13 protein-coding genes and 1 pseudogene are annotated in these 13,518 nt (G+C 61.5%); 12 read left to right on the forward strand and 2 right to left on the reverse strand.

All coding sequences use genetic code 11. The annotated features are described in order from the left end of the window. Positions 1-3: 3 nt before the first annotated feature. Together A37A_RS0107820 and hisH are read right to left on the reverse strand one after the other, a co-directional pair. Positions 4-741 carry a HisA/HisF-related TIM barrel protein gene (locus A37A_RS0107820; RefSeq protein ID WP_018290963.1) on the reverse strand — a complete coding sequence of 246 codons (738 nt, stop codon included), beginning with the start codon at positions 739-741 and terminating at the stop codon, positions 4-6. Then, complete coding sequence (hisH, locus tag A37A_RS0107825; RefSeq protein ID WP_231363826.1) at positions 738-1,421, reverse strand: imidazole glycerol phosphate synthase subunit HisH; 684 nt, start codon at positions 1,419-1,421, stop codon at positions 738-740. Before hisH ends, A37A_RS0107820 begins: the two co-directional genes overlap by 4 nt. A gap of 58 nt (positions 1,422-1,479) precedes the next feature. Between hisH and dapF the strand changes: the two genes are divergently transcribed. The 12 genes and pseudogenes from dapF (at position 1,480) to ftsH (ending at position 13,445) form a co-directional block, all read left to right on the forward strand. Continuing rightward, positions 1,480-2,298 carry a diaminopimelate epimerase gene (gene dapF / locus A37A_RS0107830; protein ID WP_018290965.1) on the forward strand — a complete coding sequence of 273 codons (819 nt, stop codon included), beginning with the start codon at positions 1,480-1,482 and terminating at the stop codon, positions 2,296-2,298. Next, a complete protein-coding gene (dapA, locus tag A37A_RS0107835) occupies positions 2,295-3,173 on the forward strand; it encodes a 4-hydroxy-tetrahydrodipicolinate synthase (RefSeq protein ID WP_018290966.1) in 879 nt (292 codons plus the stop codon). The genes dapF and dapA overlap by 4 nt, the downstream gene beginning before the upstream one ends. A gap of 14 nt (positions 3,174-3,187) precedes the next feature. Continuing rightward, complete coding sequence (gene dapB / locus A37A_RS0107840; protein ID WP_018290967.1) at positions 3,188-3,922, forward strand: 4-hydroxy-tetrahydrodipicolinate reductase; 735 nt, start codon at positions 3,188-3,190, stop codon at positions 3,920-3,922. Between the two features lie 143 nt (positions 3,923-4,065). Further along, positions 4,066-4,470, forward strand: coding sequence for a hypothetical protein (locus tag A37A_RS0107850; protein WP_018290969.1), 405 nt, complete (start codon positions 4,066-4,068; stop codon positions 4,468-4,470). Between the two features lie 602 nt (positions 4,471-5,072). Beyond that, positions 5,073-5,574, forward strand: a pseudogene (locus A37A_RS16435) (IS607 family transposase). Between the two features lie 34 nt (positions 5,575-5,608). Continuing rightward, positions 5,609-7,192, forward strand: a complete 1,584-nt coding sequence (locus A37A_RS16440) for an IS200/IS605 family accessory protein TnpB-related protein (protein ID WP_231363886.1) — start codon at positions 5,609-5,611, stop codon at positions 7,190-7,192. A 14-nt stretch (positions 7,193-7,206) separates the two neighbouring features. Beyond that, positions 7,207-7,839, forward strand: a complete 633-nt coding sequence (locus A37A_RS0107865; RefSeq protein ID WP_018290970.1) for a hypothetical protein — start codon at positions 7,207-7,209, stop codon at positions 7,837-7,839. 115 nt (positions 7,840-7,954) lie between these two features. Next, positions 7,955-8,602, forward strand: a complete 648-nt coding sequence (locus tag A37A_RS0107870) for a hypothetical protein (RefSeq protein WP_020494167.1) — start codon at positions 7,955-7,957, stop codon at positions 8,600-8,602. 134 nt (positions 8,603-8,736) lie between these two features. After that, on the forward strand, positions 8,737-9,297 hold the full coding sequence (locus A37A_RS0107875) for a UbiX family flavin prenyltransferase (protein ID WP_018290972.1): 561 nt from the start codon (positions 8,737-8,739) through the stop codon (positions 9,295-9,297). Further along, positions 9,294-10,157 carry a 4-hydroxybenzoate octaprenyltransferase gene (locus tag A37A_RS0107880; RefSeq protein WP_018290973.1) on the forward strand — a complete coding sequence of 288 codons (864 nt, stop codon included), beginning with the start codon at positions 9,294-9,296 and terminating at the stop codon, positions 10,155-10,157. The genes A37A_RS0107875 and A37A_RS0107880 overlap by 4 nt, the downstream gene beginning before the upstream one ends. After that, positions 10,154-11,293, forward strand: a complete 1,140-nt coding sequence (gene mqnE, locus A37A_RS0107885) for an aminofutalosine synthase MqnE (protein ID WP_018290974.1) — start codon at positions 10,154-10,156, stop codon at positions 11,291-11,293. The genes A37A_RS0107880 and mqnE overlap by 4 nt, the downstream gene beginning before the upstream one ends. Positions 11,294-11,375: 82 nt before the next feature. Beyond that, positions 11,376-13,445, forward strand: coding sequence for an ATP-dependent zinc metalloprotease FtsH (gene ftsH, locus A37A_RS16445; protein ID WP_018290975.1), 2,070 nt, complete (start codon positions 11,376-11,378; stop codon positions 13,443-13,445). Positions 13,446-13,518: the final 73 nt, after the last annotated feature.

Below are 13,518 nucleotides of genomic sequence, written 5' to 3' on the forward strand. Positions count from 1 at the left end.
GCGCTAGGACGACGACCCTTTTCCGCCCACCTCTTCCCGCCAATCGCGGAGGGAGACCGTCTTTTCGTAGATCGCGCGACCCAGGACCGCGCCGTAGAGCCGCGGAATCCTCTGTAGCGCGCGAAGATCTTCGGGCTTCCCGATTCCGCCCGAGGCAAAGATCGGGAGCGGGACCCTTTCGACCAACTGCCGGGTTCTCTCTAGGTCCGGTCCGGAGAGCATCCCATCGACCGAAACATCGGTATAGAGAAGAAATCCTGCTCCGTCAGCCAGGGCGTAGCGGGCGGCGTCGATCAGCTCCTTCCCCGTGCCCCGCTCCCAGCCGGCGATCCGGACTTCCCCGTTACGGGCATCGAGCGCAACGACGATCCGCTCCGATCCAACGCGGGCGGCGAGCTTGGGAAGAAATTCGGGCTCTTCCCATGCGCGCGTTCCAATGACGACCCGGGAGGCTCCGTGCCCGAGGGCTTCTTCCACGGCCTCTTCGGTGCGGAGTCCCCCGCCGAGTTGCACGGGAATCTGGACTCGCTTCGCGATCGCCGCGACCCAGGGCAGGGAGGAAAACGCGCCGGAGAATGCTCCCTCCAGATCGACGATGTGCAGGCCGTCCGCCCCTTCCTGCTCCCAACGGACCGCGGTCGCCACCGGGTCGTCTGAGTAGATGGTCGCGGAATCCCGTTTTCCTTGCCGGAGGCGCACGACCTTCCCTCCGAGCAGGTCAATGGCGGCGAAAAGCTTCATGGAGTGGATTGGGTGGTAGCCTCGCAGCGTGCGGCGACTTCGACAAAGTTGGTCAAGAACTGCAACCCGACCCGCTGGCTCTTTTCCGGATGAAACTGGACCGCGAAGAGCGCGCCCCGGCAGACGCCGCTGGCGAAGGCCACTCCATATTCGGTTTCGAGCGCGATCCAATCCGGATCCGAGGGAACGGGAAAGTAGCTGTGAACGAAATAGACGAAATCCCCCGTCTGGATCCCTCGAGTGAACTCACTTTCGCGAAGGATCCGGATGCTGTTCCAGCCAATCTGCGGGACCTTTCCGACGCTCTTCGGGAAGCGGACTACCTTGCCGGGGATGAGTCCGAGTCCAGCTACTCCGGGACTTTCGGCGCTTTCCTCGAAGAGAAGCTGATAGCCGAGGCAGATGCCGAGGAATGGCCGTCCGCGGTTCACCCATTCTCGCAGAGGATTCCAGAGCCCTGTTTGCGCAAGCCGGCTGGCGCAATCCCCGAATGCTCCGACGCCGGGAAGGACGAGAGCCGCCAAATCGGACAGGTCATCGGGGTGGGCGACCCGCCGGGGAGCGGCTCCGACGAAGGTGAGCGCCTTTTCCACGCTCCGGAGATTGCCCATGCCGTAATCGACGACGCCGAGAAGAGGGCGGGAGCCAACGCAAGCGGATTCAGGGGAAAAGGAGTCCAACGTTTTTGTGCAAATCGTTTGCAAAAGATCGGATTCGATCAAAACTTTGCGTCTACGAATGAAGCTGCATTTTACGAAAATGACAGGGGCCGGCAATGACTTTGTCCTCGTCGATAACCGGGACAGCCGCCTCCGGCTCCGCCCGGAACAGATCGCGCGGCTCTGCAATCGTCACTTCGGCATCGGTGCTGACGGGATGCTTGTCGCGGAAAGGGATGGGAAAGAAGACGGCATACGGATGCGTTATTACAATGCCGATGGGGGAGAGGCCTCGCTGTGCGGGAACGGCGCGCGCTGTTTTGCCCGCTTCCTGCAGTCTCTTGGGAAGGGGCAAGAGGAGGATCGGATCTCTTTTCTTACCGGCGCTGGGCCCGTGGAAGCCTGGTTTGCTGGAGAAGAAGTCTCGATCTCGATGCCCGATCCGGGCGCCGCGCCACTCCGGCAACTGGTTGCGACTCGGCATGGACCGTTGGAAGTGTACTGGATTGATACCGGAGTTCCTCACCTAGTGGTTTTCGTACAGAGCGTCGAGGGGATTGACGTGGAGGAGTTGGGGCGGGAGCTGAGGTGGTTGCCGGACTTTGCTCCCGAAGGGGCAAATGCCGATTTCGTCGAGCTGCTGGGCTCGGGCCGGCTCGCGGTGCGGACCTATGAACGAGGAGTCGAGGCGGAAACGTTGGCCTGCGGCACCGGGGTCACCGCGTCCGCTCTCGTGGCTCATTTGGCGAAGGGGCTTGCCTCGCCCGTGTCGGTTTTGGTCCGGAGCGGAGATTGCCTCCGTGTTCTATTCGAGTCAGCGGGCGATGGATTTCATGGGGTAAGACTCCAAGGTCCGGCTACAATGGTGTTCAAGGGGGAAATGGAGGTGAGCGAATGAAGCTCTGTGGAGTATATACGGCGCTGGTCACTCCGTTTCGCGGCGACGTCGTGGATGATGAGGCATTGAAACGCCTAGTGGAGGCGCAGATCGAGGAAGAGGTGGCCGGGTTGGTTCCCGTGGGAACGACGGGAGAGTCTCCCACGCTCACCCATGAGGAGCATGTTCGGGTCATCGCCAAAACGGTCGAGTTTACGGCCGGGAGGGCGATGGTATTGGCGGGCACGGGCTCCAACAGCACGTCCGAAGCGATTGAGCTCACGCGGGCAGCGAAAGAGGTGGGAGCCGACGGAGCCTTGCTCGTCGCTCCTTACTATAACAAGCCGAGCCAAGCCGGGCTCTTTGCTCATTTTTCCGCCATTGCTCAAAGCACGCGGCTGCCTCTGGTCCTCTACAGCATTCCGGGACGGTGCGGGGTCGAGATCGCCGTCGAGACCGTGCTTGCGCTCTCGCGGGAGCACAAAACCATCGTAGGCCTGAAAGAAGCGGGCGGTTCAGTCGACCGGCTCAGCCAGCTTCGTCAAGTGCTCCCCGATGACTTTGCCCTTTTGAGCGGCGACGATTCGTTAACGTTGCCTTTTTTGAGCGTGGGCGCGGCCGGCGTGATCAGCGTGGCTTCGAATCTCCTGCCCAGGGCGGTCGTCGACTTGGTTCGGGCCTTTCTCTCCGGCGACGTTCAGGAAGCCGAACGTCTTCATCGGCGTCTTTACCCTCTCTTTCGCGATCTTTTCGTCGAGACCAACCCGGTACCGATCAAGACGGCTCTCTCGCTTCGGGGTTGGATGACGTCCGATGTCCGGTTGCCCCTGGTCCCCCTCCAGCCGAGCAACCAGGCTCGACTGGAGAAGACGCTCTCGCTCGTGGGAATGGAGTAGGAAAAGGTGAAGCTATGATTCATCTGGTCGTGATTGGTGCGAAGGGGCGCATGGGGACGGCGGTGCTCGAGCAGGCGCGACGGGCTGGCGACTGGGGGATTGCGGGAGAAATCGACCAAGGAGATGCCCTGAAGTCGGCGCTGACGCGGAGCGACGTTACGATCGACTTTAGTTCGCACGAGTTCACCCCGGTCGTCGCCGAGGCAAGCGCGAAAGCAGGAAAGCCGCTGGTGGTCGGGACGACGGGCCATGGCCCCGAGGAGTCCCATCGGATACGCCGGGCAGGGGAAAAAATACCCATGGTTTGGGCGCCCAACTTTTCGACGGGGGTCAATCTCCTCTTTTACCTCGTGCGGAAGGCGACCGCGGTTCTGGGAGGAGAGTTTGATGTGGAGATCGTAGAAGCGCACCATCGCAGGAAACGCGATGCACCCAGTGGAACCGCCCGCCGTTTGGCGGAAATCGTTGCCGAGGTGCGCGGGATGGCGTTGGAGAAAGCCGCGCGGCATGGAAGAGAGGGCGAGCCAGGGCCACGGAAAGCGGAGGAAATCGGGATTCATGCGATCCGAGCGGGGCAGATCGTAGGGCTCCATACCGTGCTCTTCGCCGGCCCCGGAGAAGTCTTGGAGTTCGTCCACCGGGCCGAGAGCAGGGACACCTTCGCGCTGGGGGCTCTTCGCGCGGCACGCTGGGTGGTCGGAAAGCCTCCTGGAGTCTACACGATGGAGGACGTTCTCGGGTTGACCTAATCGCCATGTTTCACAAGCTTTCTCCTGCGACTTGCAAAATGGGCTTGTCTGCTTCGTTGGTCGTGACTTTCCATCCTTGCAGTATGTACTCATCCAGCTCCGAGGAAACCGGCACCGCGCCTCGGGTACGAACTTTGTGAGACATGCAGGCTAAGGCAGTCTTCATTCGAAGCATGAAGCCCATTCTGGCGGCGCTCTGTCTCCTTATGACGTTTCCCATCGCCCTTGGGTTGGGGGCTCTTTTCGACCAGGTGTCGAAGAAGGGGGCTGCGGGCGGGGAGAATGGTACGCCCTTCCGTGTCGGTCGTTTGACGGACGACGCGGCCCTCGGCAGAGGCCCCCTTTGCAGGCAGCGAGTTGACTGGACCGGCGGGAAACGGGAAGCCATCGATCAGGCCCGAGCCGTTCCTCGAGTCGTGTTGGTTGAGGGGATCGAAGGGCTTCCCGAAGGGGTGCCGGGGGAAGAAAAGCCCGCGGAGGAAGAGGGGAAGAAGGAACCGGCTGAGGATGGTGAGGAGCCAACCGCACCGCCGGAAGAGGTTCCGTAAGCTTCTAGGCTGCTCTCTCCCAAGCTTTCCCCTGCGGCTTGCGAAATGGACCTATCTGCTTCGTTGGGCCTGGGGTTTTGGCCCCCTTGCAGCGTGTCCTCATCCAGCTCCGGGGGAAAACCGGCACCGCCCCGGTGGCGACCCGGTCGCGCGAAACTTCTTAGCGCCATCCCGAGGAAGATCCCCGATGCGTGCGCGGTCATCAACTGAACATAAACTGAACAAAGTCCGGCCTAGCGACGGCGAATTCAGGTAGACAGTGATTGCGAGAGTCGCTCATGGCTTGCCCGTGAGAGCGGGATTCCAAACCACCTATGATGTCTAAGAAATCGACCGATCTTGTGCCTCTGGTCGCGATCGCGGCGCTGACAGGCTGCTTGCTGGATCCCCTGTTGTCCGGTGGACCCTCTTCTCAGCAGAAATCGTTCTTCCATTCCTCTCTGATCCCGCCTCAACGATTGGACGAGGGGAATGGTCTTGCGGAAGGGTTGACATCGGCTCCAAATGTTATGGACATATACGGATGTCTATGACAGTATATTCGCGAGAAGTTAAGTGTCTGGGCCAAGCGGCAGGGCGTTTGCTACAAGACGGCTTGGCGGATGTGGAAGGAGGGGCGTTTGCCGGCTCCGGCCGAGCAGTTGCCGACCGGAACCGTGATCGTGCATGCGGAGACGGCACAACCCGATGGCGTGGCCCTCTACGCGCGGGTATCCAGCGCCGATCCAAAAGCGGATCTGGACCGGCATTGGCTTGGGTTCTCCGAGTTCGCGCTCAAGCAAACGGTTGTCGATCGTCAAGGCCGTCAAGGAGGTCGGCTCCGGAATGAACGGCCATCGAAAAGGCATGATTGGGCTGCTGCGTGATCCGGAGGTCGGCGTCATCCTGGTCGAGCATCGCGAACGGCGGATGCGCTTGGGCTTCGAGTTGGAAGCGGCATTGGCTGCGCAGAGCCGATCGGTCGTGGTGGTGGAACCGGACGAGAGGACCGACGATATCGTGCCCGACTTGCACGAAGTTATCGTTTCCCTGTGTGCCAGGCTCTACGGGAAGAGATCCGCCCAGAACCGCGCCAAGAAGGCACTCGAAGCGCTCCATGAGTAAGCTTCCCGTTTTCCCCTAACAGACCCGTTTGAGTGTGACACCCGAGCAGGCTTCGTCTCTCGACGCCTATGCGGCGCTCCACGGGCGCGCAGGGCGGAGCCTCTTCCCCAAGATGCGGGCGGGCATTCCCCTGAACGAACTCAAGCGGTGGTTCCTGCTCCGGTTCGGCCTCACCGCCCGGCAGTTCAACGCCATCCGGGTCGAGCTCGAAGGCAAGATCGCCTCGATCCAGGAAAGGCGGCCCGAGTGGATCGAGGAAGCCAAAGAGCGGATCCAACGAGCAGAAGAGGCGATGGCCCGACTTGAGAAGAAGGAGCCGGGCTCAAGCGTGCTGCACCAGAAAAAGCGGCGGCTTGCCATCCTACGGACGAAGCTCGAGGCGCTCCTTGCCGATCCGGAGTCCGGCCAGGTCCGGCTCTGCTTCGGTTCCCGCCGCCTCTTCCGCAAGCAGTTTGCTCTGGAAGAGAACGGCTATGCGGACCATACCGCTTGGAAGAAGGATTGGCAGTCGGAGCGGAGCAGCCAGTTCTTCGTGCTCGGGTCGAAGGACGAGACGGCGGGCAACCAGTCCTGCCAAGCAGTCGCCCCGGACGGCAGCCTGCGGCTGCGGTTGCGGCTGCCGGACGGATTGGGCGGGCCGAGCAGGCATCTGGTGCTCGAGGGCGTGCGCTTCGCCTACGGACAGGAAGCGATTCTCCAGGCGCTCTCCGCCAGCCGGATCGTGACCGCGCAAACCAAGACAGGGAAACTCGTCCGCGAGCGGGAGGGATCCGCGGTGAGCTACCGCTTCGTGCGGGACCGATCGGGGTGGCGGGTGTTTGCGAGCGTCGAGGCGCAACCTGTTGCCCTGGTGACACGCCGCCTTGCCGGCGCGGTCGGCCTCGACATCAACGAGGACCATCTGGCGGTAGCCGAAACGGAGCGCTTCGGCAACCTGGTGAGGATTCGCCGGCTTGGATTGAATCTCTATGGCAGGAGCGAGGAGCAGGCGAAAGCCGCGATCGGCGATGCGTGCCGGGAGATCGTCCGGGCCTGCACCGAATCGGGCAAGCCGCTCGTGATCGAGCGATTGGATCTTTGCAAGAGGAAGGTCGAGCTTGAGTCGGTCGATCCCGTTCGGGCTCGCTCGCTCTCTTCCTTCTCCTACGCCAAGGCGATCTCCATGCTCAAGGCGGCTTCTTTTCGTGCCGGAGTTGAAGTGATCGAAGTCAACCCGGCCTACACTTCCGTGATCGGCGCGGTGAACCACGCTCGCCGTCATGGTATCGGTTCTCACCAGGGCGCGGCCTATGCCGTCGCCCGGAGAGGATTGGGTCTATCCGAGCGACCGTCCGTGCGGGAGGCAATCGTGCCGACCCGCAATGGCGGTTATGTCACCTTCGTCCTACCCGTGAGGAATCGGACGAAGCATGTATGGTCGTTCTGGGCGGGCGTTCGGAAGAGGCTCAAAGCGGCGCATGCAGCGCATGCCCGGTCGGGAGCCAATCGACTGCCTCCCGCGCCTCTGTCCCCGAAAGCGCGGGCATTGGGCGCTACCCGGGCTTTGCCGGCGGAACCCCGGCACGCGAACCGTCGGCAGCACTGTTCGGCCGGCGTCCTGGACGATCTACCCTGGTAGAGGAATGCTTGTCTATGGTTTTAGGAACGGCTTGGCAGACATGGGAACACGAGGTGATCCCGATCCCGAACGGGCTGACCTGGTCGCATCCGAAAGATCGCTATGCCAAGGAGTTCGGAGAGATCGTCCTCCGACAGCTTCAGGGAAGATACTGGATTGGGGCGAACGGTCATCTTTACTTGAAGGCGGCGAACCACGAACCTCGAGCCCTGCTCCTGCGCTCTTTCCGGCCATCCGCGGGCTCCTTGAAAAGCTGGTCGTGGCTGGCGGAAGTCGCCAACTATGAGGGTCCGGAGGTCTGGTCATGCTCGCGCGACATTTCTCCGGGGGAGAGGCGCGAAGGGCTCCAGTGGCGAGGAGGCTTTTTGCTTCTTCCGAGGGTAGCGGACCCTGTGACGTTGGAACCGAAAACGGCGGTTCGGTTCTTTTCGTATCCAGAGGGGAAGTGGAGCGATTGGCGTCCTGGCACCATAGCGGTCTGCGCGGACGCGAGCAGGAAGAACGGCCAATGGTCGATTCAGTGGAGGATGGAGGCAGCCATGGGTCGTTTCGCGTTGGCCAACGACCCCGGCGTGAATGCTGAGTTGGAGACCCTCTTCCGGGATCCCTTTTTCCTCCATCCGATTTCCGCAAGCGATATCCCGTGAGTTGCTGAAAGCGATGGGTTTTTGCGTTTCCCCTGGGAGCGTATCTCTGGAAAAGGTCGGCTTGCCAGGGCAGCCTGAAAGGACTAACCTGTTCTGACTCGATTTGGAGGAACTTATGAAACTTCGTTGTGCCGTGGATTCCGTGGAAGCCCTGCGCAGAGGCATTGACGCGCCGGAGAGCACCGTACTGGAACTCAATCCGTCAATTCTTTCTCCAGCGGAGCGAGAGTGGCTTGCCGGCGCGGTCCGGAAGGGAGAGAGCGCTTCTCAGGACCAGCCTGCCCCGCTGATCTTCCCCTATCCGATTCCAGCCCCTTCCGTGGAAGCATTGCGGGAGGCGATTGCGGCCCGCATCGCGGACGGTGCCCGGGCGCCCGCGTCAGCCGCGTCAGGTGTGGCGACCCGGTTCGACCAAGCGCCCCGGCAAGGGGAACGGCCGGCAATTACGACCACGCCCGCCCCCGCTCCTTCCAATCCGCTAGGGGAGGCGGCGAAGGCTGCGGGCTTTCTGGGCTTGGGCGCGATCATGGGTGGGATGCTCGATCGGGTGTTTGGGCCGCACGCGCAACCCCCATCCGAGGTCATCCTTGAGCAGAACCAGCCGCGCGAGGGGTCCTGGGGCGAGCCTGGTCGCCAGGAGCCGTCGGGCGAACCATCAAGTTGTTGCGACAGCCAGGAGGGTGACTCCGACCCCTCGGGGAGCCTTGCCGATGACGATCTAGATGACTCTGGAGGCTCCGATGGGGGTTACGACCTGGTGTAGCGAGCGGACTTGGATCCGCTCGTTCCTAGGCAGGGGAAAAGGGGAATTTCCGGAGCAAGGGTAGCGGGTTCGCGCAAGAAGGCCGAGAGCGCGGCCAGCGGCTCGACCGGGAGAGTTCCAGGAATAGACCGCCCATGCGCTTGGTCGTTGCGGTAACCGGGGCAAGCGGCGTGCTCTATGCGCAGAGGCTTCTCTCCATTTTGGAACGGGAAGAGCATGAGGTCCATGTCGTCGTCAGTTCCTGTGCGCGGAGAGTCGCAAGGGCCGAGCTGGAGAAGGGCAGTCTGATCATTCCTTCTCGTTTTGTTCTCCACGGAGAGCGGTCGATGGGTGCGCCGTTCTTGAGCGGGTCGAACCCATTTTCGGCGATGGTCATTATCCCCTGCTCGATGGGAACGGCAGGGCGGATTGCCCACGGGATGTCGGAAGGGGCGATTGGTCGGGCGGCGGACGTCTTCCTCAAGGAACGCCGAACGCTCGTTCTCGTTCCTAGGGAAACCCCATGGAATCTGATTCACGCACGCAACATGGTGACCCTCATGGAAGCGGGAGCCATGGTGATTCCGGCCTGTCCATCGTTTTATGGGAAGCCTGCGAGCGTCCTGGATCTTGTGGACACCATCGTCGGCCGCGTCCTTGACCATTTGCAGATCCGAAACGATCTGGTGACCCGCTGGAAGGAGGAGGGATCGTGAGGGCTCTTTTGTCCCCAGGAATCCGAATTGGGAATCTGCTGCGGCTGATCAAGTTCAGCCACACGCTTTTTGCGCTTCCCTTTGGGCTGGCCGCCATGTTGGTCGCAGCCCGGGGCCTACCGGCTGCCTCGGTCGTTTTGGGTATCGTGATCTGCATGGTGGGTGCGCGGACCGCTGCGATGGCCTTTAACCGCTATGTCGATTGGGAGATCGATCGTCAAAATCCGCGAACGGTGGAGAGAAGCCGGCTGGCGAGCCGGGGAGAGGCTTTGGCTCTCAGCTTGGGAGGGCTTGCCGTCTTCGGCGCTGGGCTCTTGTTGCTCAACGGCCTCTGCCGACTTCTCGCCCCTCTGGCCATAGCCGTGATCTTCGCCTATTCCTATGCGAAGCGCTTCACTCCCTTCAGCCACGCTCTCTTGGGCCTCGCCCTTGCCCTAGCCCCGCTCGGAGCTTGGGTCGCGGTCCGTGGAGAGTTGGCGACGGCCGCTCCCTATCTGCTCGCAGCCTCCGTGCTCGCCTGGACCTTCGGGTTCGATCTCACCTACGCCTTGCAGGATCGGGAGGTGGATCTTCGGCTTGGGCTCCACTCTTTTCCCGCCAGGTTCGGAACGGATGCTGCGCTTCGGATGGCACAGGTTCTCCATGGGGCGGCTTGGGTTGGTTGGATCGCTTTCGGCTTGCAGGCTCGTCTCTCGGGAGCATATTGGTTGGCTTGCGCGATCGCCGGGGCAGCGCTCCTTTATGAACATCGACTCTGCCAGAGGACGGATACGCGGGCACTGAACGTAGCATTTTTCGAAGTCAACGTCGCGGTGAGCTTGCTTTTCCTACTGGGTGTCGTCGGGAGTTTGTGGCGATGACAGTCCTTTGGGACGCATGGCGCAGGGCGGGGATCGCAGACATCGCCGAGCGAGTCGTCGCGGGGGAGAGGATCGATGACGCATCCGCCCAACGTCTGTTAGCCTGTGGGGAGACGAGCCCAGTCGGCGCCCTCGCCGACTTGGTTTCTCGGCGGAAAAACGGGCTGCGCGGTTCGTTTCTCGTGAATCGTTACTTGAACTATTCGAACATCTGCCTGTTGAGCTGCCGCTTTTGTGCCTTCTATCGCCGCGAGGGCCAGCCTGGCTCCTTTCTCTATTCGGTCGAGGAGATGGCGGATCAGGCATTTGAATCCTGGCGCAGCGGGGCGGTCGAAGTTCATTGCGTGGGAGGTCTCCATCCCAAGCTGCCGTTTTCCTACTACCGGGATCTCGTTTCGGCGATCAAGGAGCGTTGCCCCGGGATGATGATCAAGGCGTTTACCGCCGTGGAAATCCGTCATATGGCCCGGCGAATCGCCCGCCGGCCGATTCCAGAGGTATTGGAGGATCTGGCTGGTTCCGGCCTCGACTCCCTCACCGGGGGAGGAGCGGAAATCTTTGACGCGGAGGTCCGAGACGAAATCTGCCGGGGGAAGGAAACGGCCGAGGAGTGGCTCGAGGTACACCGGATCTGGCATCGGCTCGGAAAGAAGAGTACGGCGACGATGCTCTTTGGTCATGTGGAGACACCGGCGCACCGTGTCGATCACTTACGCCGGTTGCGAGAGCTCCAGGACGAGACAGGAGGGTTTTGCGGCTTTGTCCCGTTTGCTTTCGAGCCAGCGAACACCAAGCTTTCTCACCTTCGGCGAGCAAGCGCCATGGACACTTTGCGTACCGTTGCCGTCAGTCGCATCTATCTCGACAATATCGACCATATCACGTCCTATTGGATCAGTTCGGGGTTGTCGCTGGGCCAGATTGCTCTTTCGTTCGGAGCGGACGATCTCCATGGGACGATCGAGGAGGAAAGGATCTTTCATATGGCAGGGTCGAAAACCCCCGTTGGCCAAACCGCCAACGCCCTAGCGGCCGCGATCCGGGAGAGTGGGCGCGAGCCTGTCGCGCGTGACACCTACTACCGGATTCATCCGGTGATTGGCCCACCGCAAGAAACGGTTGGAGTCGGGGCGTGAAGGGATCTGGCCTGCGTTTGCTCGTCCAGGAGAGCGGTGATATGCTCAGGAGCAGTACTCGGATGGAAGGAGAAAAAATACGATGGCGCTGACCCCGACCCAATCTCCCGGGCGAGGCAAGCCGCCTCGAGGCAAGAAGAACGAGACTTCCCCGCGGGACCTGAAAGGGCCAGGAGACGGCAAATGGAAGGGGCTGGTCTTCTTCCTGGGCGTTGCCTTTGTCTTTTCTGCCCTCCTCTATTTTGCGGGTGCCGGGCAGACTTCTACAATCGAGGGCAAGACGCTTCCGCAGCTCGTTCGCCTGCTCGACCAGAAGCAGGTGAAGTCCATTGCCTTCGTCCGGGACACCTCGAACGGACAGACGTATCTGGAAGGCCGCTTTGTCAAACCCTCGCCCGATTCTTCGGGAGGAGTGGTTCTCGTCCCGTTTCGGACGATCGTCGATCTCGACTTTAACCGCGATCTTCATGATCTGCTGGCCGCCAAGGGCTTCCCGGAAGTCGACATCCGGGTCGTCCACAACTTCTGGGGCCAAGCTCTGCTGAGCATCCTTCCTTTTCTCCTATTCATTCTGGCTCTCTACCTGCTCTTCCGACAGCAGATGCGCATGGCAGGAAAAACCGCCTTCAGCTTCGGGAAAAGCCGTGTGCGGCTCCTTTCCGGGGAGAAGACCAAGGTCACCTTTCAAGATGTGGCGGGGATTGAGGAAGCCAAGCAGGAGGTGCAGGAGATCGTAGAGTTCCTCAGGGACCCGAAGCGATTTCAGAAGCTGGGCGGGCGCATCCCCAAGGGAGTCCTGATGGTCGGGCCTCCGGGAACAGGCAAGACCTTGCTCGCCAAGGCGATCGCAGGTGAAGCGGATGTCCCTTTCTTCAGTATCAGTGGCTCCGATTTCGTGGAGATGTTCGTCGGGGTGGGGGCATCGCGGGTCCGAGATATGTTCGAGCAGGCCCGACGTCACGCCCCGTGCATCGTATTCATCGATGAGATCGATGCTGTCGGGCGCAGCCGAGGAACCGGCTTGGGTGGAGGTCACGACGAGCGTGAGCAGACGCTGAATGCTTTGCTCGTCGAAATGGACGGAATCGAATCTCAGGAAGGCGTGATCGTCATTGCCGCAACCAACCGCAAGGACGTGCTCGATACGGCCTTGCTCCGTCCTGGGCGCTTCGACCGGGAGGTCCGGGTTAACTTGCCGGATGTTCGGGGTCGTGAGGAAGTCCTGAAGGTGCACTCGGCGAAAGTGAAGTTGGCGCAGAGGGCCGATCTCCACGCTTTGGCCAGAGGCACTGCCGGCTTTTCGGGCGCGGAACTGGCTAATTTGATCAATGAGGCGGCTCTTTTGGCCGCAGGCCGCGGGAAGGAGTCGATTGGGCAGCCCGAGTTGGAAGAGGCTCGCGACAAGGTGCGATGGGGGCGGGAGCGGAAAAGCCTAGCGATGACCGACGAGGAGAAGCGGATCACGGCCTATCACGAGGCCGGTCATACCCTCCTCAACGTGCTCCTGGAGCATACCGACCCCCTGCATAAGGTGAGCATCATCCCCCGCGGAGCTGCCCTAGGCGTCACGATGATGCTGCCGGCCACAGATCGGTATAACACCCAGAAGAAGCAGCTGCTCGACACCCTGTGCGTCGCGATGGGCGGCCGCGTGGCGGAAGAGGTCTTCCTGGGCGACATTTCCAGTGGAGCGAGTGGGGATATCCGACAAGCAACCTGGTACGCACGGCGGATGGTTTGCGAGTGGGGCATGAGCGAGAAGCTGGGCATGGTCCATTATGGGGAAGATCCGACGATGACATTTCTGGGTCGGGATCTGGGAATGGCGAGGGCATATAGCGAGGCTACTGCCGAGGCGATCGACGGGGAAGTCAAGCAGTTGCTGCACGAGGCTTACGGGCGCGCGAAGGATCTGATCGTTGCAAATCGCGTGCAGATGGAGGCGTTAGCAAAAGCGCTCTTGGATTACGAAACCTTGGATGGCCGACAGGCGGAGGAGATTGTGAAAACCGGACGACTAGAATCTCCGCCTGAGCGTCCCACGCCTCCAACCGGTGCCATTCCGTCTGTTGCCGGAGCCGTCGCTCCGACCCCCGCCGGTGAAGCTCCCGCGGGCGGCCTCCTTCCCGGTCTGGAGGGATCGCCCGCGTGAAGCCGTAGTGTGTCGTGCGGCGGAAGAAGGCGATTGTGTCCTGGGAGATTGATCAGGAAGCGAACGGAACCGT

This window comes from Verrucomicrobium sp. 3C (assembly GCF_000379365.1).
Taxonomy (GTDB): Bacteria; Verrucomicrobiota; Verrucomicrobiia; order Methylacidiphilales; family Methylacidiphilaceae; genus Methylacidimicrobium.